Origin of the sequence: Frankia sp. R82, assembly GCF_023716925.1 — a bacterium.
In the GTDB taxonomy this organism is placed as follows: domain Bacteria; phylum Actinomycetota; class Actinomycetes; order Frankiales; family Frankiaceae; genus Frankia.
On the sequence record NZ_JAMQQG010000078.1, the window covers coordinates 1 to 19631 of the forward strand.

General features: G+C 71.8%; 10 protein-coding genes and 1 pseudogene. 3 read left to right on the forward strand and 8 right to left on the reverse strand.

Annotation, left to right across the window (positions count from 1 at the left end):
* The 3 genes and pseudogenes from ND747_RS14355 to ND747_RS14365 all read right to left on the reverse strand — a co-directional run.
* Positions 1–290: pseudogene (locus ND747_RS14355) on the reverse strand (hypothetical protein); the annotation flags it as partial.
* Positions 287–3025 carry a PA14 domain-containing protein gene (locus ND747_RS14360; protein ID WP_251734123.1) on the reverse strand — a complete coding sequence of 913 codons (2739 nt, stop codon included), beginning with the start codon at positions 3023–3025 and terminating at the stop codon, positions 287–289. The pseudogene ND747_RS14355 and the gene ND747_RS14360, both read right to left, overlap by 4 nt.
* 145 nt (positions 3026–3170) lie before the next feature.
* Positions 3171–4349: a glycosyltransferase gene (locus ND747_RS14365; protein ID WP_251734124.1), complete on the reverse strand. Its 1179-nt coding sequence runs from the start codon at positions 4347–4349 to the stop codon at positions 3171–3173.
* Between the two features lie 755 nt (positions 4350–5104).
* Between ND747_RS14365 and ND747_RS29365 the strand changes: the two genes are divergently transcribed.
* Positions 5105–5572, forward strand: a complete 468-nt coding sequence (locus tag ND747_RS29365; RefSeq protein ID WP_285900522.1) for a VOC family protein — start codon at positions 5105–5107, stop codon at positions 5570–5572.
* 9 nt (positions 5573–5581) lie between these two features.
* Here the strand turns inward: ND747_RS29365 and ND747_RS14375 are convergent, their stop codons facing one another.
* Together ND747_RS14375 and ND747_RS14380 are read right to left on the reverse strand one after the other, a co-directional pair.
* On the reverse strand, positions 5582–8356 hold the full coding sequence (locus tag ND747_RS14375) for a helicase (protein ID WP_251734125.1): 2775 nt from the start codon (positions 8354–8356) through the stop codon (positions 5582–5584).
* Between the two features lie 74 nt (positions 8357–8430).
* On the reverse strand, positions 8431–9090 hold the full coding sequence (locus ND747_RS14380) for a hypothetical protein (RefSeq protein WP_251734126.1): 660 nt from the start codon (positions 9088–9090) through the stop codon (positions 8431–8433).
* 185 nt (positions 9091–9275) lie between these two features.
* On the opposite strand from ND747_RS14380, the gene ND747_RS14385 reads away from it, so the two are divergent.
* Positions 9276–10340 (forward strand): nitroreductase family protein, encoded by a 1065-nt coding sequence (locus tag ND747_RS14385; RefSeq protein ID WP_251734127.1) that lies wholly within the window; start codon positions 9276–9278, stop codon positions 10338–10340.
* 43 nt (positions 10341–10383) lie between these two features.
* Here the strand turns inward: ND747_RS14385 and ND747_RS14390 are convergent, their stop codons facing one another.
* Positions 10384–11925: a hypothetical protein gene (locus ND747_RS14390; RefSeq protein ID WP_251734128.1), complete on the reverse strand. Its 1542-nt coding sequence runs from the start codon at positions 11923–11925 to the stop codon at positions 10384–10386.
* A 361-nt stretch (positions 11926–12286) separates the two neighbouring features.
* Between ND747_RS14390 and ND747_RS14395 the strand changes: the two genes are divergently transcribed.
* Complete coding sequence (locus ND747_RS14395) at positions 12287–14593, forward strand: protein kinase (protein ID WP_251734129.1); 2307 nt, start codon at positions 12287–12289, stop codon at positions 14591–14593.
* A gap of 976 nt (positions 14594–15569) precedes the next feature.
* On the opposite strand, the gene ND747_RS14400 is transcribed toward ND747_RS14395, so the two are convergent.
* On the reverse strand, positions 15570–18134 hold the full coding sequence (locus ND747_RS14400; RefSeq protein ID WP_251734130.1) for an FHA domain-containing protein: 2565 nt from the start codon (positions 18132–18134) through the stop codon (positions 15570–15572).
* Between the two features lie 661 nt (positions 18135–18795).
* Positions 18796–19631, reverse strand: an 836-nt coding sequence (locus ND747_RS14405) for a DUF2993 domain-containing protein (RefSeq protein ID WP_251734131.1), incomplete at its 5' end; no start/stop codon positions are given.

Consider the following 19631-nt stretch of genomic DNA (forward strand, 5'->3'; position numbering starts at 1 on the left):
GACCGATGTCGGTCCAGGACGGCCACCCCGCGGCCGGGGAGCGCGGGGTGGCCGTCGGGCCCGGGTCGGTGGGGCCCGCCGAAGTCACCGGACCCGCCGGTGCCGTCGATGGGCCGGCCACCCTGGACGAGGACGACCGCGGCGCCGTTGACCAGCACCACCGCCAGTGCGACGACCAGCAGCGTCCCGCGCCGGCGAACCCCGGAGGCCGGGCGGGAACCGTCCGTCCCGGCGACAGCGGAGACCGCGCCGGCGGCGCCGATCCGGCGGAACCTGACCCGCCCGGTCATCCGATCCGCACCCAGCGGGCGACCGACGGAACCCCGGCGGTGTTCTGCGCGAACATCATGTAGTACCCCGGCGGTAGCAGGTTCGGGTTGGCGGGGACGTCGACGCCGATCTGGCCGTTCTGGCCACCGGCGGAGACGGTCAGGTCGACGCTGCGCTGGTTGGGATCGGCCTGGTGAGTGACCGAGGCCGGGCGCAGCAGCGTGACGCGGCCGATGTCGCCGCTCACCCCGAGCGTCTGGTGGGAGCCGTAGCCGAACGTGGCAGCGGCGGCGGTGATCGACGGCCGGGTCCGGGTCATGTACCACGGCCGGTAGACGGAGATCGTCTGGCTGAACGAGCCGTCCAGCGGGTTGTCGCCCAGCGCCGCGACGCTGCCGTCGGGCAGCAGGAAGGCCTGCGAGTGGTAGGTGCGGTCCTGCGGGTCGGCGGGCACCGAGGTGAAGTGGTTCGTCACCGGGTCGTAGATCGACGCCTCGTGCACCGGGTCGGAGCGCAGGTGCATCCCACCACCGGTCTCGAGCACCGTGCCGTCGGGCAGGATGACGGCGCTCACGTACATCTTCGCCGCGGGCAGGTCCGGGCCGGGCTGCCAGTGCGGGTCGGCCTGGCGCAGGTCGATGAGGTCGGTGGTGGCGACGGCGTCCGCGCCGGCGTCACCGTTGCCGCCACCGAGGGTCAGCACCTTCTGGGCCTGGGCCGGCGGCAACAGCACCGCGGCCCCCTGGTCACGCAGGTTGACGTCGCGCAGGCCCGGGACGTCGTTGACGGTGGCGGTCGCCGGGTCATAGATGTTCGAGCCGGCGGCGGTGGGCGCGTCGCCGAACGTGTGGACACCGGCATAGAACAGCCGCCCGTCGGACATCAGCTTCAGTTCCGGATAGAGCCCCCAGAAGAAGAACGTCTGGGGCACCTGGGTTGCCGGCAGCCAGCGGCCCTGGACGCTGTCGAACTGTTCGGTGGTCACGCTGCCGGCCGCGTTCTGGTCCAGCCCACCGACGGCGATGACGTCGCCGGTGCCGAGCGCGGTCAGACTCGGATACCAGTGACCGCCGCCGGGCAGATCGTTCGTCGCGGTGTACGTACCGGCCACCGGATCAAAGACATAGCTTTTCGCCAGGCCTTTGTAGTTCGTTGTCGCCGTCGAATAGGACGACGTTCCACCGGCCAGCAGGATCCGTCCGTCCGGGAGCTGAACGTGCCCGGAGCAGAAAAGGTCGTCCGCAGTGGGCGCACTCGTGAACTGGCCGGTGTTCGGGTTCCAGACGCTGGAAGTGAACGTGTGCGCGTCGAACGCGGTCTGGTCGTTTCCCGAACCGGCGACGAGCAGCACGTTTCCGGTGTGCAGGACGCTGGCGTGCACGGAGCGCACCGGCATCTGGTAGCTCAGGGTCTGCCACGAACCACCACAGTCGGACGTGCAGCCGCCGGGTGGTGGTGGCGGAACAGGCCCTGGATCGCCGCCGCCGGTGTAGTCGACGCGGATCTGGGCGCCGCCGGAACGCTCGTAGTACTCGGTGACGATGGTGTGGGTGCCCGCGGTCATGTTCGGTGTCGCGGTGAACGTCGTCGGTCCCTGGTCGTTCCAGCCGTCGATGACCCGGGTGCCGTCGACGTAGACGCGCACCCCGTCGTCGGCCGTCGCGGTGATCTGGATCGGGCCGCCGCCGAAGCTGTCGACCCTGGTCCAACGGGCAGAGAAGCCGTCGACGCCGATGCCGGCCACGTCCGGGCCGCCGTTGCCGTAGGGGTGGTCCAGGCCCGTCTCGCAGCGGGCCGGTGTCGGGGCGCCGGTCAGGGTGACGTTCGCGAAGTACTGCGCCGACCACTGGACCGAGTTGCAGGACGCCACCGGCGCCGGCGTGAACCGCTCGCCGAGGCGGATGCTCGCCCCGCCGCCGTGTTCGTAGTATTCGATCTTCAGATCGTGGCTGCCGGCGCTGACCTCCACGTTCGCCGTGTAGGTGGTGGGGCCCTGGTCACGCCACTGGTCGATGACGGGCTGGCCGTCGACGTACACCCGGATGCCGTCGTCGGCGGTCACGGTGAGCGCGAGCGTGCCGGCGGCGAGAGTCTCGGTGCGCGTCCAGCGGGCGGAGAAGTTGTCGGCCCCGATGCCGGCCAGGCCCGGACCGCCGTCGCCCCAGTCCTGGTCGATGGTGGCCGAGCAGCTCGGCACGCCGGTGCCACCGAGTGCACGGTTCGGGAAGTACAGGCCCGACCACTGGCCGGCCGGGCAGTCCGGGCCCGGGCCGCCACCGCCGGGATCGGGGTCGCTGTCGGGGTCGCCGGTGAAGCCAAGGTTGACCATCGCCCCGCCGCCGGCCTGGTAGTACTCGACGACCACGGTGTGGGTGCCGGCGGTCAGCGTGCGGGAACCGGTGTAGGTCTGCGGCCCGTGGTCACCCCAGCCGTCGGCCATGGACTGGCCGTCGACGAGTACCCGGACGCCGTCGTCCCCGGTCACCGTCGCCGTGTAGGAGCCGGCGGCCAGGGTGAACGAACGGGTCCAGCGCACCGAGTAGTTCGTCGTCCCCAGGCCGGTGACCCCCGGACCGTTCAGCGACCAGTCGACGTCGATCGCGGCGTCGCAGCGCTGCGCGACCGGGGCTCCGCCGAGCGCCGTGCCGGTGTGGAACTCGGCGCTCCACTGGGTGTCCGAGCAGGTCAGTGCCTTTGCAGGGGTGCCGACGACGATCAGGGCAAGGCACTGCCCCGCGGCCGAGGCCAGCAGCACCGCACCCACCAGCGCCCGCCTCGGCCGAGGTCGGCGCCGACGTCCGCCCTGGCTGCGCCGGCAGTGGCGCCGGCCGGGTCGCGACTGATGCGATGCCGGTGGCCGCGACGGGGGTCCTGTCTCCGAGCTGGTCCGATATCCGGGATCACCCGGTGGCATCGGTCACCTCCTCGCCTGCCGCGGTCGCGGTGACGAGGGCAGGCTCGCGGGTGGGCGCCAACGAGCGTCCCGCCGGGTGCCGCGTCGCGCGCCGTCCAGCCGGACGGGACGTGGGCCGCGGGCGGTAGACGAGCCGGTCCACCACCAGGTAGCGGGCCAGCACGGCGGCCGCGAGCGACAGCAGCGTCGCCACCCCCACGCCCAGGCCCCAGCGCCCGACCAGCAACGCCAGCAGCGGCAGGCGGATGACCAGGTCCAGGTTGTTGAGCAGGGCGAAGGCCGGATACCGCCGCCGGCGGGAACCCTCCCGGCGATCCCAGACCAGAAGTTCGCAGCCGACGAAGTTCCACGCGATCGCGACCTGCGTCGCGATGATCGCCGCCGCCAGGTAGTGCAGCCCGAGATGGTGCAGCGCCGCGGTGCCGAGCAGGTTCGGCAGCGTGCCGGACGCGCCGACCAACGCGAACCGGGCCGCGCGCGGCACCCGCAGGGCGAACAGCCGGCGGGCGAAGCGGAACCCCTCGGCCACCGACGCGTTCGACGCCCCGGCGTGCCGTGGCCCGAAGGTGTACCCGACCTCGCGCACCCGCAGCGGTCCCGCGGTGGCGAGCAGTTCCAGCAGGATCTTGTACCCGTCGGGCCGCAGATCCGCGGTGTCCACCGCGGCCACGCGCACCAGGAAGAAGCCGCTCATCACGTCGGAGACCCCGCGCAGCCGACGCGGAAACGCCAGCCGGCACAGCAGGTTCGACCCGGACGAGACGAGATGGCGCGCCGTCCCCGACAGCCCGGACGCGCTGCCGCCGGTGACGTACCGACTGCCGACCACCACGTCGGCACCGTCGCGGACCGCCGCGGCCAGCAGCCGCGGAATCGTCTCCGGGGGATGTTGCAGGTCACCGTCGATGATCACGGCGAACGGCGCCGCGCACAGTGCGAACCCCTCGGCCACCGCACCCCCGAGGCCACCCGCGCGCCGCCCGGCGGGTCGGTGGTGCACCCGTACCGGCACCGTCACCGCGGCGCGCACCCGGTCGATCTCCTGCGCCGTCTCGTCGTCCGAGTCGTCGACGAAGATGACCTCCCCGGCGACGCCGGCCAGCGCCGCGTCCAGCCGCCGCAGCAACGGCGCGACGTTGTGCATCTCGTTACGCGTGGGCACCACCACCGACACCTGTAGTGGTCGGTTGCCGCTCACCCGAGCGCTGCGGCCTGCCGCGGTCCGGCGTGGGCCGATCCGGGGTGGACCGTCCTGGGACGCAGTACCCAACAGGCTGGCGGGATCGTCGTCCGGTGGAGTTCGTGGGCGCGGCAGATCCGCCCCCTGCCTCAGCTCGGCTCGGTCGTCGGGTTGCCCACCTGCGGATGTCGACATCACCGCAGCCGGCCCCGGGCTGGGTGACGGCCGTGCGCCGAAGGGGCGTCCGGTCCGGACACAACGGCCCCCCAGAATGCCTTCCGCCGTTTCACGGACGTGTTTCTTTCCAAGCGCATGACAATTTTTCCCCAGGTTTTCAGGCCGAACTTCGGCCCTTTATCTCTCCCCCGGGCCGACCTCGGCCGGACATTTAACGGCCGGTGGAAAAAGTACACGGAACCGCCCGCACGGTGGACCGGAATCCCCACCCGGCACACTCCGAGACACAACCAGAACATCTACAGCATCCACAGCGCGGCCAACCGGACGGGAAATGCCCGACATTCCGCCCGGAAATAAAATGGACCTTTAACCGCTTACTTCCCCTGCCGAAATCCCGTTCTGCCGGTGGCCGGTCGGTCCGCTCTGGTCCATGGGCAGTCGCCGTCATTCTCGGCCGGCGGACGGCCGGTGATGCGCGGCGGCATCAGAACTGTCGGACCCGGCTGCCAGGATGAGCCGGTACCGATCGCGCCCCGAAGGCCACCCGCAAGGAGATCACGTTGAGCGATGTCACGCCCATTCCGGATGATTTTCCCCGGGTATGCCCGTACCTGACGGTAGACGATGCCGATGCCGCAATCGCCTTCTACATCGAGGTGCTGGGTGCCACCGAGCGGGTGCGTCTGAGTGCCCCGGACGGCACGATCGGCCATGCCGAGATCCAGCTCGGCGAAGCGGTGGTGATGCTGGCCGACGCGGCTCCCGAGCTCGGCGTGCTCTCGCCGCGCGCAGTGGGCGGCACCCCGGTGATGATCTCGGTGTACGTCGAGGATGCTGACGCCGTCTTCGACCAGGCGGTCCGGGCCGGGGCAACGCCACTACATCCGGTGCGGCCGCAGTTCTACGGCGATCGCACGGGTCAGTTCGTCGACCCGTTCGGCCACCGTTGGCAGGTCGCCTCCCGGGTGGAGGTCGTCTCCCCTGAGGAGATGAAACGCCGTATGGCGGCCCTGCCCAGCAGTCAGTAGCGGCTCGGCTCAGGCCGGGTCGAGGCCGCCTCGCAGCATGTCGGGCAGCTCGCCGGAGTGCACGACGCACAGGGAGCGGGTTGCCCGGGTCAGCGCGACGTAGAGGTCGGCGAGCCCGCGGGTCGGTTCGGCGAGCAGGTCGGCGGGTTCGACGAGGACGACCGCGTCGAACTCCAGGCCCTTGGTCTCGGCAACGCTGAGCACGGCGACCGGGGCGTCCAGGGCGTTGCCGGCGACGCTGGTCGGGTCGATCGAGTCGGGGGCGACGGCGAGCTCGGGCATCAGGGCGATCAGCGCCGAGCGCAGCGGCGGGACGTCGCGCGGCCGGGTGATGACCGCGACCCGACCGGGGGCGGCCGACGCGCCGTGGCCGTCCCGGCCGCCGAGACCGAGGCGCAGCGCCTCGCGTTCGGCGGCGTGCACGACGGCCGCGATCAGATCGGCGGTCGGCTCACCGGGGCGCACCGGCCGTTCGGCGAGCATCGGGCCGAGGCCGCTCACCCGCTCCACCGGCACGTCGCCGACCCGCAGCGCCGTGGGGCGCCGGCCCACCGAGCGGACTGACACCGGCGCGGCCAGGTCCGGGTCCTGCGCGCGCAGGACCTCGGCGGCCACGTCCATGATCTCCTGCGGAGTGCGGTAGTTGACGGTGAGCCGCTCGATGGTGAACCGGTCGTCGACCACCGGGCCCAGCAGTCGCTCCCACCGGGTCGGTGCGCCCGGGCGGGCCGTCTGGGCGAGGTCGCCGACGAGCGTGGCGGTGCGGCCGGGGCACCGGCGCCACAGCAGCCGCCACAGCATCGGCGAGATCTCCTGGGCCTCGTCCACGATCAGGTGCCCGAACGCCCAGCCTCGGTCCTGGCGGGCATGCTCGGCGGCGCTGCGCCGGGTGCGCGGCCCGGACCACCGTTCGGCCAGCGCGTCCGCGTCGACCTGGCCGTCCAGACCGAGCATGTCGACGACCCCGCGAGCGTACTCACGTTCCTCGGCCCGTTCCTGCTCGGCCCGGCGCGCGGCCTCCAGGCCCGCCTCCTCGTCGGGATCACCGAGCAGCTCCGCTGCCTCGTCGAGCAGTGCGACATCCGCCGCCGTCCACTCCTCCACCCCGGACGACATACCACCACCCGACGACGTACCACCACCCGACGAGGGGCCGGCATTGTTCACGGTGGGTGCGGGCGCATCGGGGCCACCCGGTATCCGCGGACGCGGGATCCGTCCGGACGCCCCCTCCTGACCCAGGTGGGCGGCCTGGCCGTCCGGGTGGAGCGGCTGCTCGGGCAGCGCGGTGGTGAGCAGGTTGGCCGCAGCGAACAGATCGTCGGCCTCGGCCTGGACGCCAGCAACCGCCGCACCCTCGGTGCCCGCGGCTGCCCCGGTGCCGGTATCGGTACCGGCAGCGGTCTCGGTGCCGGCATCTGCGGCCTGGGCGGAGGGCCTGCTGTTCAGCAGGGTGCGCTCGGCCGGGGTGAGCTGGCCACCGGCAGCCCGGGCGAGCGCGGCGGAATCGCGCAGCAGGTCGCCGACGAGCTGCTGCGGGGTCAGCAGCGGCCACAGGGCGTCGAGGGTGGGGCGGACGTCGTCGTCGCTCCACAGGTCACGGGTGATCTGGCGGCGTTCGTCCTGGTCGAGCAGGCCGCCGGGAATCTGCCGGACGACCTGAGTGGTGAGCTCGGCGAGCAGCTCGCGCAGGAACACCCGCCGGGCGCTGTTGTGCGGGCGGCGGCTGCGCCGGGCCCGGGTGCGGGCCCGGGCGATCCGCTCCTGGCTGACCCGCAGCTCCATCCCGTCATAGGCGAGGACCAGCCCGCCGTGGGGGACACGCTGCCGGTCCCGGACGGCGGCGGCGATCACGCTCGCCATTCGCAGGTCGCCCTTGAGGGTGGCGACCTCTACCGGTTCGGTGCCGGTCGCGTCCACCCCGGGGAACAGCCGGGCGGGGGTCGCGAAGACCACGCCGGTCTCCCCGAGGGAGGGCAGCACCTGATCGATGTAGCGCAGGAACACCGGGCTCGGGCCGACGATCAGCACCCCGGACTGGTCGAGCCGGGCGCGGTCGTTGTAGAGCAGGTAGGCGGCGCGGTGCAGGGCGACGGCGGTCTTGCCGGTGCCCGGCCCGCCGTCGACGACGAGGATCCCGTTCGCGCGGGCGCGGATCACCCGGTCCTGCTCGGCCTGCAGAGTGGCGATGATGTCGTGCATCCGGCCGGTGCGCGGCGCGGACAGCGTCTCGAGCAACACCGTGTCCCCGGCGGCGGCCACGACGTCCCCGTCCCCGGTGCGGCCGGTGTCCCCGCGGCCGGACGCGGACGTGCCTGCCGACGACCCGCTGGCCCCGACGGCGGTGCTCAGCGGGTCATCGGCGATGCCGGTGACCTCCCGGCCACGGGTGCGCAGGTGACGGCGGCGGACCAGACCGTGCGGATCGGCCAGCGTCGCCCGGTAGAAGGCGGTCGCCACCGGTGCCCGCCAGTCGACCAGCATCGGCTCCTGCTCACTGTCGGACAGGCCGATCCGCCCGATGTAGGTGCGCTGGCCGTCGGTGTGATCCATCGCGCCGAAGCACAGCCGGCCCTCGGCGGCGTCCAGACGGGCCAGGCGGTCGGCGTGGGCCGCGGCGAAGACGTCCCGTTCGACCACCGACTGCGGGGTGCCGGTGCCGACTGCCAGCAGCACGCCGCGCAGCTGGTCGCGGGTGATCTGGCGGACCTCGTCGAGGCGGGTGTAGAGCCGGTCCAGGTACGCCTGCTCCCGGGCACGCTCCACATCCTGCGCGGTCGCCACGATCACTCCCTCCGAGAAAGTCAACCGCTCCAGATTACGGATGCCTTCGCCGGTCGGGGTGAGCACGGGCCCGGTCAGGACATCCCGGAGGTCGACTCGCGCAGGTCTGCGACGTCGTGTTCCTGTCGGACCCGGACGAGAGCGGCGACCAGACGGGGCAGATCGGCACGTTCGACCAGGTCCGCCACCCGGGTGGCGCTGCCGGGCAGGCCGAGTTCACGGGCGGTGTGGCGGACCCGTTCGTCGAGGTAGGGAACGAGCTCGTCCCAGCCGGCCTGAGCCTCCCGCAGGAAGATGTCGGCGCCGACCGGACCTATCCCCTTGATCCGCTGCAGTAACGCCCGTTCCCGTTCCGGCGAGCCGTCGGCGGCCCGGCGCAGACCCCGGACGTCCCCGTCGTAGGTGTCGGACAGATAGCGGCAGGCATCTTCGAGCCGGCGGGACGTGCTCTCGTCGTAGCGGGCGTAGCCGTTGCGGTTGAGCACCCGGGTGCGTTCCTCCCAGGTCGCCTCCGCCATGGACGCGGCGTCCGTCCAGCCGGCGTCCAGGAGCGCCCGGCAGGCCCGCACGGCGGCCGACGTCCGGATCGGCGCCCCGGCGAGCAGAGCGAAGACGGTCAGGGCGAACATCGCCTCGGCCGTGTCCGCCGGCACATCGGCGCCGATCTCCTCGGCAAACGTGCGCCCATGCCGGTCGAGTAGTTCCGCGACCACCGCCTCGGTGTCAGTTGCCATGCCATGGGGCTACCCGCGCGATGCGACCGTGACTCCGCGCAGCCCGGTGCAGGTACCAGCCGGCCCCCTCGCGGCCAGCCGACAGTCCTGCCCGACAGGTTCCGATCGGCGCATGTCGGGACAACCACCCCTACCGCAGGCTGGAACAGATACCTGGGGCAGGTACGAGGCAGGGGAGGCGGGACATGTCCACCGAAGCAGCACAGTCCCTACAGGCAGCACAGTCCCTACAGGCAGCACAGTCCGGGTCGAGCTCGGCGGACCTGACGACCGCACTGGCCCGGGAGGTGGTCGCGACGGCCGCCGCGGCGCCGTCCATCCACAACACCCAACCCTGGCTGTGGCATCTCGGCTCCGAGCTGACCCTGCGGGCCGACCTCGACCGACAGCTCACCGTCGTCGATCCGGACGGGCGTCAGCTGCTGCTCAGCTGTGGCGCGGCGCTCTACAACGCCTCGCTCGCCCTGCGCATGCACGGCCTGCAACCGCAGATCACCCTGTTTCCCGACGGTGACGACCTGCGGACCCGTCCGCTGGCCCGGATCTCCATCGCCGGCCGGCGTCCGCCGCGGGAGGCCGAGTGCGCCCTCGTGGCGGCGATCCCGCACCGGCACACCGACCGCCGGCCGTTCGACCCGCGACCGTTGTCGGCCACCACCATCGATCGGCTGCGCGTCGCCGCCGAGGAACAGGGTGCCTGGCTGACTGCGCCGACCGATCCGAACCTGCGGCTCCAGGTCGCGGTCCTGCTCTCCCGGGCGGACTGGATCGAGGCGCACAACGCCGACTACCAGGCGGAACTGGCTGCGTGGAGCCGCACGGCGCCGGCGCCCGACGGCATCCCACGCAGCGTTGTCGTGCCGACCGACATCCCCCGCCGCTCCGAGTTCCCGCTGCGTGACCTGGATGTCGATCTCACCGCCGCGGCCGGCATCGCACCCGAGCTGGCCGGCGCGATCGAACGCCCCGGCATCCTGCTGATCGGCACCGACGCGGACACCGCCACCGATCGGCTGCGCGCGGGCCAGGCGATGCAGCGGGTGCTGCTCACCGCCACCACGCTCGGTCTGGTCACCTCCCCGATGTCCCAGGCCATCGACATGGAGGGCCTGCGCGACCAGTTCCGCGCCGCCACCGGCGGGCTCGGCCACGTCCAGATGATCCTGCGCGTCGGCTACCCGCACCCCGACTCCCCGCCGATGCCCGCCACCCCACGACGCACCGTGGCCGACGTCCTGCGGATCAGCTGACCGGGCAGCGCGATCCGATCACCGCGCTGCCCGGTCATCGTGATCAGCCCGTCGGGCCGGCGGCGGTGGTGTAGGCGACGCTGGCGAAACTGTCGGCGGGATGGCCCGCCGCATCGACACAGCGCACCGTGACCGTGGCTGTGCCGGCGGGCGTCCCGGTGGCTGTGCCGGCGGGCGCGGACGGGGTGGACCCGTCGCCGCCGGCGAAGTCGGAGGCCGAGCAGCGGGCGGTGGGCTCGCCGTAGGGGGTGACCGCCACCAGGTCAGGGGTGCGCGCGATACCGGGGAAGCTCACCTCGTAGCGTCCGACGGCCAGCCGGCGGACCTGGTTGGTGGCGCCGGTGCTGTTCGCCGAGTACCAGCCCCAGGCGTTCACCGGCGGGCCGATGGGGGCCTGCTGGGTCGGTCCGCCCTGCCGGGTGACGCCGGTGAAGGCGTGGCCGAAGCTCGCCGCGTCCTGCGCCAGCGGGATCAGGGCGTGGCCGCTGGTGTAGAGCAGGACGAACGGGCTGTCCACCTGGGTGGAGCCACGGGCGCAGCCGACGAACACCGACTGCCGGTCCGTCCCGACCACCCGACCGAGCGCGTTGCAGCCCACCGGACCGTCCCCGATCGCGTTGACCTGCAGGTTGTTGCCGTTCTTCGCGAACGCCGGGCCGATCAGGTCGATCGTGTAGTGCCCGGCACCGACCCGGCGGACCTCGATCGTCCCCGGCCCGCTCACGCTGTACGCGTCCGCGGGCCTGGCCGTCGGCGCCGACGCGTCGTCCAGACGCAGGTAGGCGTAGGACCCCGCACCCGTCACCGGCAGCGCCGTGCCGGACGCCGCCGGCGAGGACGGCGCGGAGCCCGTCGACGCGGCCGTCGACGCGGTCGCGGAGCCGGCGGACGGCGAGGGTGTGCCGGCGCCGGCCGGCTCCTGCGGGACGTGGGTGAACAGCGCGGTGAAGGCCGAGTCCGCGGCGGCTCCGGCAGCATCGCGGCAGGTCAGGTCGACCTGCTCGGCCCGGCCCGCCGCACCCCAGCGCACCACGTGGCAGGACACCACCGGCGCGGTCACGCCAGTGCCGGCGACGGCTGCGCCCGCCGGGTCCAGCGCGGTGACCAGCGCAATGCCGCGCCCGTCCGGGACGGCCAGGCCCGGGAAGGTCACCCGGTAGCTCCCGGTCGTCTGGTGGACGACACGCACCTGCTCGTCACGCTGCGCGCTGGTCGCCGACCGCCAGCTGCCGGCGCTCGCCGCCGCCGGGACGACCATGGCCGCCCCGGTCTTCGCCGTCGCGTCGGTGAACCGGGCGAATCCCCACGCCGGTGTGCTCCGCTCGCCACCGGTGGACGTGGACTGGCTGGCCACGGGGTTGCCGTCCACCGCACCGCCGGTGCCGCCGTTGCCGTCACTGCCGCTGCTGCCACACGCCGCCGGGACGAACATCATCGCCGCGCCGGCCAGTGCCGCCACTGCGCGCAGGCCGCGGGCGCCCGGGCGGTGTCCCGGGCGCCCGGCACGAGCAGCAGGCCGGACCTCCGCCCGGCCGGTCGCGCGGACAGCGGTGCGGGCTGCGGGGCGAGATGCCGTCCCTACCATCGATCTGACTCCAGGGCCTTCGGTGACATCTGCGGACAGGTGGGACCCGGGCCGGGAGCGGACGGCGGCCGTCCGGACCCGATCTGGATCTGACGATGGCACAGGATCCGCGGGCCGGGCGCGGCGGGAGTCGATGGGTGGCTGTCTTTCCGATGACACGCGGTTTCGTCCATTGCAGGTGCCCTGCCGTATCGGTGACCAGCGAACCTCGCCTAAGATTTTCCTCGGGGGAGGCGCCGACCGGCGGCTCGGGACACGGTGATCGATCAAGAGTCGGTGCAGGACTCCGGCGGGGACGCTGCAGTGCGTGGCATCCTCGTTGCTGGTGTCCGGTACGCGGCAGGTTGGGGAACTGGGAGCGATGGCGTCATCGGATGCCGAGGTGGCGGCGCGCACCGTCCCCCTCGACGCGGACGATCCCCGCGAGCTCGGGTCGTACCGGCTGCTCGGGCAGCTCGGCAAGGGCGGCATGGGCAAGGTGTACCTGGGCCGTTCCACGAAGGGCCGGCTCGTCGCGATCAAGGTGATCCGCACCGAGGCGGTCGGCAACCCCGAGTTCCGCGCCCGGTTCCGGCTCGAGGCCGAGACCGCGCGGCGCGTCGCCCGGGTCTGCACCGCCGAGGTGCTGGACGCCGACCCCGACGCCGAGTGGCCCTACATCGTCACCGAGTTCATCGAGGGCGAGACGCTCTCGCGTTACGTACAGCGCAACGGCCCCCTGGCGGACGCGAACCTCGAGCAGCTCGCGGTCGGTGTCGCCGCGGCGCTGACCGCCATCCACAGCGCCGGGATCATCCACCGCGACCTCAAGCCCGCCAACGTCATCCTGTCTCCCTTCGGCCCACGGGTGATCGACTTCGGCATCGCCCGCACCGCCGACGAGGGCAGCGGCCTGACCGGCGACCTGCAGCAGCTCGGCACGCCCGCCTTCATGTCCCCCGAGCAGATCGAGAGCCGCCCGATCACCTCCGCGGTGGACGTCTGGGCCTGGGGCGGCCTGGTCGCCTACGCCGCCACCGGCCATTACCCGTTCGGCGAGGGCTCGGCGCAGGTGCTGCTCTACCGCGCCCTGCACGAGGACCCCCGCCTCGACGACGTCGACGCCGCGCTGCGCCCCATCGTCTGGCTCGCGATGCGCAAGGACCCGACCGGCCGCCCCACCGCCCAGCAGCTCATGCTCCGCCTGCTCGGCGACCCCTCCAGCTCCAACCCGGACGCCGTCGCCGCCGTCAACCCCGAGGACGTCACCAACGTCCTGCAGGGCTGGCAGCTCCCCACCCCCGGCCCCGGCGGCCCTGGCGGGGTCACCGGCCCCACGTCCTACGCCGGCGCCCCGTACACCGGTGCCCCCCACACCGGCGGGCAGCACACCGGCGCCGGCTACACCGCCGGCCCCGACGACCCCACCCGCCTGCCCACCGCCGGCTTCCGCGCCGGTTCCGGCACCGGCGGCCCTGGCTCCGGCTCCGCTGACGGCACCATCGGCGGCCAGCCCCCCACCCCCGTCGGCAGCCCCGGCGGGCCAGCCACCGGACCGGGCGGCCCCGGTCACGGCTCGGGCGGACCGGGCTCCGCCCCCGGCGAGCCAGCCGCCCCGCCCGGCCCACGCAAGCACTCGAACCGGACTCTCCTGCTCATCGGGGGCGCCGTGGTCGTCGTCGGCGCGATCCTCGCCACCGTCCTCACCCTCACCTCCGGCGGCAAGGACGACAACACCTCCACCGCCACCGGCGGCTCGGCCGCCCCGACGGCCCCCGCCACCACGGCACTGCCGCAGTCCGCCCAGGCTCTGGGCAACGACCAGATCGTCTACACGGCGCGCAAGAACGGCAGCTACGACCTGTTCACCGCGTCGGTCCCCACCGGCACCGGTGAGATCACGAACGAAAAGCGGATCACCTCCGACCCCGGTAACGAGGTCCTCCCGGTCATCCGTCCGGAACGCAAGACCATCGTCTACTTGGCCAAGGGCACCGACGGCCGCAACCAGTACATGGCCATCGCCGCCGACGGCACCGGCAAGCCCGTCCCGCTGTTCACCACCGGCGAGGCCGCGAAGCTCCGAATCCCGGACGACACCCGCCCGTCCTTCGCCCCGGACGGGGGTTCACTCGTCACCCGTTCCCTGACCGACGGCACCGGCGCCTCGAAGCCCGGCCTCTACGTCGTGCAGTTGGACACCTCCAAGGTCTCCCGGATCCAGAACGCCGCCGCGCGCGCCACCGACCCGGCCTGGTCCCCCAGCGGAGACAAGATTGCCTACTGGGCAAACGAGGCAGACGGCGATCGCGGCTTCATCGTCACCATCGGCGTCGAGGACGGTGCCAAGCCGAACCGTCTTACCGAGGGACAGGGCAACGGAGACTCCGACCCGGCCTGGTCCCCGGACGGCGGGAAGATCGCATTCACCCGGTCCGTCAACGGGAATCTGGAAATCTTCGAAATGGATTCGGGCGGCTCGCCGCCCGAAGAGATCACCGATGCTCCCGGCGATGACCAGGACCCGACGTTCGCGCCTTCACCCGATGGCCGCCTGATCTTCAGCGCACAGCGACCAGGCGAGGACAAGCAGCTCCACGTCCTCGACCCGCAGAACCCCGCCGCCACCGACCACCGCGTCACCCCCGGCAACACCCTCCCCGCCCACGTCCGCTGGAACGCCGGCTGACGACCGATTCCCGTCAACATCCGAAGATCTACAACCGAAGATCAAGTCGCTCGTCACGCGGACCAGGTCGACCAGCGGTGCTCGTCACGCACATACTCGGGGCAGGATTCCTGCCAGTCAGGTCGAGAACCCCGTCAACCTGTGCAGACACCTCACCCAGGCGACCTTCACTATCGCTCCGAATGATCCGACCACCCGACACCGAGATCTCCGCGTTCGTGGACTGACGACTGCGGAGATGTTGTCGGAGTCGGTTCTCCGGACGATCTGTGGGCGCAGCGTGGCGCTTCGCCCGGTCACGGCACGTTCCGACGGCCGAAGCCACCTCGCCCCCCGGAGCCGGGCCCGCCGGGCCCGGCGGGCCTGGCGGCTCCCTCGCCTCCCCGGCTCCCCGGCTCCCCGGCTCCCCGCTCAACGCCATCGCCGCACGCGTTCGACGCGGCAAGGATCCACACCGCCCCTTGGCCACTAATGGTGATCACTGGGCGACGAAGGGTCCGGATCTCTCGTCCAATCGGGATACCGCCAGACGGCGGACGAGACAGCTTGAAGATCAAGTCACCCTTGGTAACTGGATCGGCGCGTCACCTCTCGGCGTGTCGATCTTTGTGGTCCTTCTACAGGGGTCCGAGCCAAAAATGTCCGTTTCATCCCTACAGAAGGACCCATCGGCACCGGCGGCCCGGCGGGGCCGACTGCGCGCGGTGATACTCGCGTGCCGTCGGCTGCGGACGAGGGTGGGCAGGACAGCCGGGTGACGGCGGGACGACAGCCGAGTGACGGCGGGAGGCTAGAGGACGGGCCTGGACCGCGAAGCGGGGCGTTACGGACAAAAGGGAGGGCGTGCCTGGCACGCGCGCGGCCCACCCCGGGAAAGGCCACAAAAGAAAAAGGAGCGCGCTGTGCGCGCCCCTTTTCTGGGAGAGAGGGGAACGAGCCGGGCACTTTGCGCCCGGCTCTGTGCTGGCTGGCTGGTCTAGCGCGGAGGGGCGCCGGCGGTGGCGGTGGCGGTGGGGGCGCGTTTGACGGTTTTGGGATCCATCCGGCGGATGAGGATGGAGGCGATGATGACGCAGATGACGCCGACGGCGACACCAGCGCCGATGTCGGTGGCGTAGGTGGAGACGGTGTGCTGCCAGGTGGGGTCGACGACGACCTTCGGGTTGACCCGCTTGGTCGGGTCGTCGGGACGGGTGACGCCGGCGAGGCTGATCCGGTTGAGGTCACCGACCGAGGCCATCGAGGCGAAACCCCAGCGGGCCGGGGCGATGTAGGCGACCTGCTCGAGACCGACGGTGCCGTGAACAGGGACGATGCCACCGGAGAAGATCAGCTGACCCATGGTGAGCAGGACCAGCAGAGGCATCGTCTTGTCGGCGTTGTCGACCATCGCGGAGATCAGCAGACCGAGCATCGCCGAGGCCAACGAGACGACGATCACCGCGATCAGCATGGCGAGCAGGGAGTTGCCGAGTATCAGGTTCGATGCCGGTGTTCGCCCGGCGAGGCCGATCAGCGTGAAGGGGATCGCCTGCGCCACGGTGATCAGGGTGAGGACGAGGACCTTCGAGCCGATGTACGCCGTTCGAGAAAGGCCGATGGCTCTCTCTCTGCGGTAGATCGCGCGTTCCTTCACGATCTCGCGGACCGAGTTCGCCATGCCCATGAAACAGGCACAGAGAACCATGATCAGCAGGATGGTGGGGCCGTCCGAGTTGGGCGAGAACTGTTTGGCCTGTTCGGCGGAGAGTTCGAAGTTTCCGCCGATGGCGCGTGGAATCAGACCCAACAGGAACGGGAAGGCGATGATCAGGCGTAGATACGACTTGTCGGAGGCGACGACCGCCATGGTGCGTCGGCTGAGCGTCACCAGCTGGGAGGCCACCGACTGCTGGCGCAGCGACGGCAGCTCCTCCGGTGCGGGCCGCGCGGAGGGAGCGGTGATCGACGCCGGCACGTAGTACCGCGAGTTGCGGAACCGGGCGGCCGATTCGACCCCGGGGGTCGCCTCGAGCTGGAGGAAGACGTCCGGGTAGTCGCGCTTGCCGAAGAAGGACAGGGCATCCTGCGGCGGGCCGAAGTAGGCGACGTAGCCACCGGGCGCCAGGACGAGGATGTAGTCACACAGGTCAAGCTGGGCGACGCTGTGGGTGACCACGATGACCGTCCGGCCGTCGTCCGCGAGGTTACGCAGCGACTCCATGACGTTCTTGTCCATGCCCGGGTCGAGGCCGGAGGTCGGCTCGTCCAGGTAGAGCAGGGTCGGGCGGGTGAGCAGCTCGAGCGCCACCGACGTCCGCTTGCGCTGGCCGCCGGACAGCCGGGAGACCTGCGTGTTCGCGTGCTGGGTGAGGCCGAGCTCGGCGAGCACCTCGTCGACGCGGTTGCGGCGCTCGGTCTTGGTGACGTCCGGAGGGAAGCGCAGCTCGGCGCCGAACTCGAGCGCCTTGCGCACGGTGAGCGACGTGTGCAGCAGGTCCTCCTGCGGCACGTAGCCGATCCGGCGGCGTAGTTCGTCGTACTCGGAGTAGAGATCCCGGCCCGCGTAGCGGACGGTGCCCTTGTCCGCGGGGCGGAAGCCGGTGAGCGCGTTGAGCAGGGTCGACTTGCCCGCGCCGGACGGGCCGACGACGCCGAGCAGGGCGCGGCCGGGCAGCTTGAACGTCATGTCGTGCATGAGCTGCTTCTGGCCGGCCCAGACGTTGAGCGCGTCGGCCTCGAAGCTGACGTCTCCGGAGTCGATGTACTCGACGAGCTGGTCGCCCTCGAGCTGGAAGATGTGGTGGCCGACGGCGATGACGTCGCCCTGCTCGAGGTTCGTCCGGTTGATCCGGCGGCCGTTGACGAACACGCCGTTGGCCGAGTCGAGGTCGGCGATCTGCACCCCGGAACGGCCGATGTAGAGCTCGGCGTGGCGGCGGGAGGCGAGCAGGTCGGTGATGACGACGTCGTTGTCCCGGGCGCGGCCGATCGACATCGTGCCCTGGCGCAGGCGGTAGGTGGTACGCCGCTCGTGCTCCTGGTCGAGGCTGGTCAGCCCGCCGGAGCGCTCGCCGCGGCGGCGGTCGTCGTAGTCGTCGTAGTCGCGACCGCGCTGCGCCGGGCTGGTGGGGCCCTGGTGCGAGCGGGACGGGCCGCGTGGGGGCGGCCGCGGGGGGGTGTAGCCGGACGAGTTCGGCAGCATCGTCTGCATGTCGTAGCCGGGGTCGTAGGCCGGCTCGTCGAGCTGCCCGCGGCCCTGCGGGAACTCCGGGTGCACAACGACCTCGGGGCCCGTCGGCGTGCCCAGCCGCAGGCGCAGCTCGTCGTCCACGGCGACGGCCTCGGGCATCCGCTGCCCGTCGAGCCAGGTGCCGTTGGAACTGATGTCACGCACCACCCAGCCGCCGGAGGCCTGCTCGAGCAGGAGGTGGCGGCGGGAGACCCGGCTGTCGGCGATGACGTAGTCGGCGGTCCGGGCACGGCCGATGATGAACTGGGCGTCGGCGGGCACCGTGGCCGCGCCGGCCTCAGTGACGACTCTCAGGAAGGTCGTCTGCACGTGTATCCCCCTTCGCGACGGGACTCTGGCCGGGATGCCCCGCCGAACTCCACCTTGTCACCCTCGAGGGCACGGCTACCCGCTCGGGCACTGTCACCCCCGTTGATGCCGTCACCCCCGTTGATGCCACCGCCCGATCGGGCCCTGCCACTCCGACAAGCGCTGCCATCCGTTCGCCGGGTGGCGGCGGTTCGCCAAACGATCACGCGCGCTCACCGATCATGCCGGATGTCCGATCGTAGCGCCGAGGGATGATCTTGACCCAACCCGGGTGACGTTGACGGCGCGTCGCTCGGCGATGGGTAGCCGTCGCGCGTGGACCTGTGTACATCTCTCGGGTTCCTGCCGCCTCGTGATCCTTCGGTGTCCGGGTGCCGGTGCGGAGCTGCCCGCGAGCGCCGGGTCGGCCCGCGACAGCTCGCCCGATCCCCGGGGACAGGCGAGGTGCACCGACACGCGGCTCCCGTGCGGCACCCTATGAGAATGTCGGCCGGCGGGCGTGGGCGGTGACGGCTGTCGCCGAGCCGACCTGGCCGCCCGCGCGGCATCCACCGAAGCCCGCACCGCACCCACAGCCATCATCACATTCAGTAATGTGACATAGATCGCGCCCGTCCGGTGCGGATCGGCCCGCAATTCCAGCGGACGGTCACGCCGGGTGTCAGGACGCCGGGAGGACGACGTCCTTCGCCGTGGCCGTGAGCGACAACCCGGTCCCGTTCGTCGAGGCGTCGACGATGTTCAGGTGGAAGGGCAGGCCCGAGACCGGGATCGGCACTGAACCCAGCACCCCCTTCAGCAGATCGCCCGGCACCGGGATGCTGAAGTTCAGGCCGTTGCCCTCCACCGACAGCGCGGACGGGATCAGGCTCAGCTTGTTGTCGGTGACCTCGAACGTGGTGACGCCGCCGATCTGCTGCGAGCCGAAGCCCGGGATGTCCGCGGTACCGGTGACCTTGACCTGTTTGCCGCCGTCGACCGGGGCCACCTGCACCTTGGGGTTCTGGGTGGCCAGGTAGGCGTTCAGATCGGCGTAGGTGATGCCGACGGTGGCCCGCACGTCGTCGACCGGCACCGTGCCGACGTTGTCGGTCAGGGCGTCACCGAGGGGCACGTGCACGCCCCTGAGGTGCGCCTTCACCGAGGAGATCTTCGGGCCCGGGGTGGGGATGCCGTCCAGTCCCACGCCGATGTCGGTGAACTTGCCGAACAGCACCTGGGTGAGGAACGGGAACCCGCCGATGCTCACGCTCGTGATGGTCGGTACCGGGTCGCCCGGCTTGAGGTTCTCCGCGACCCCCGCCTTGATCTGCTTGCGCATCTGCCCCTTCGCGATGACCACGCCGACCCGGTCGCCGACGACGAACAGCACGATCAGCACGATGAGCGCGATCGGCAGGATGCGCCGCCGGCGCCGCCGCGGCCTGCCCGACGGCGCCCCCGTGCCCGGCGCGTTCGAACCGCCGGGTCCACCCGGCGCATCCGGTCCCGCGGGAC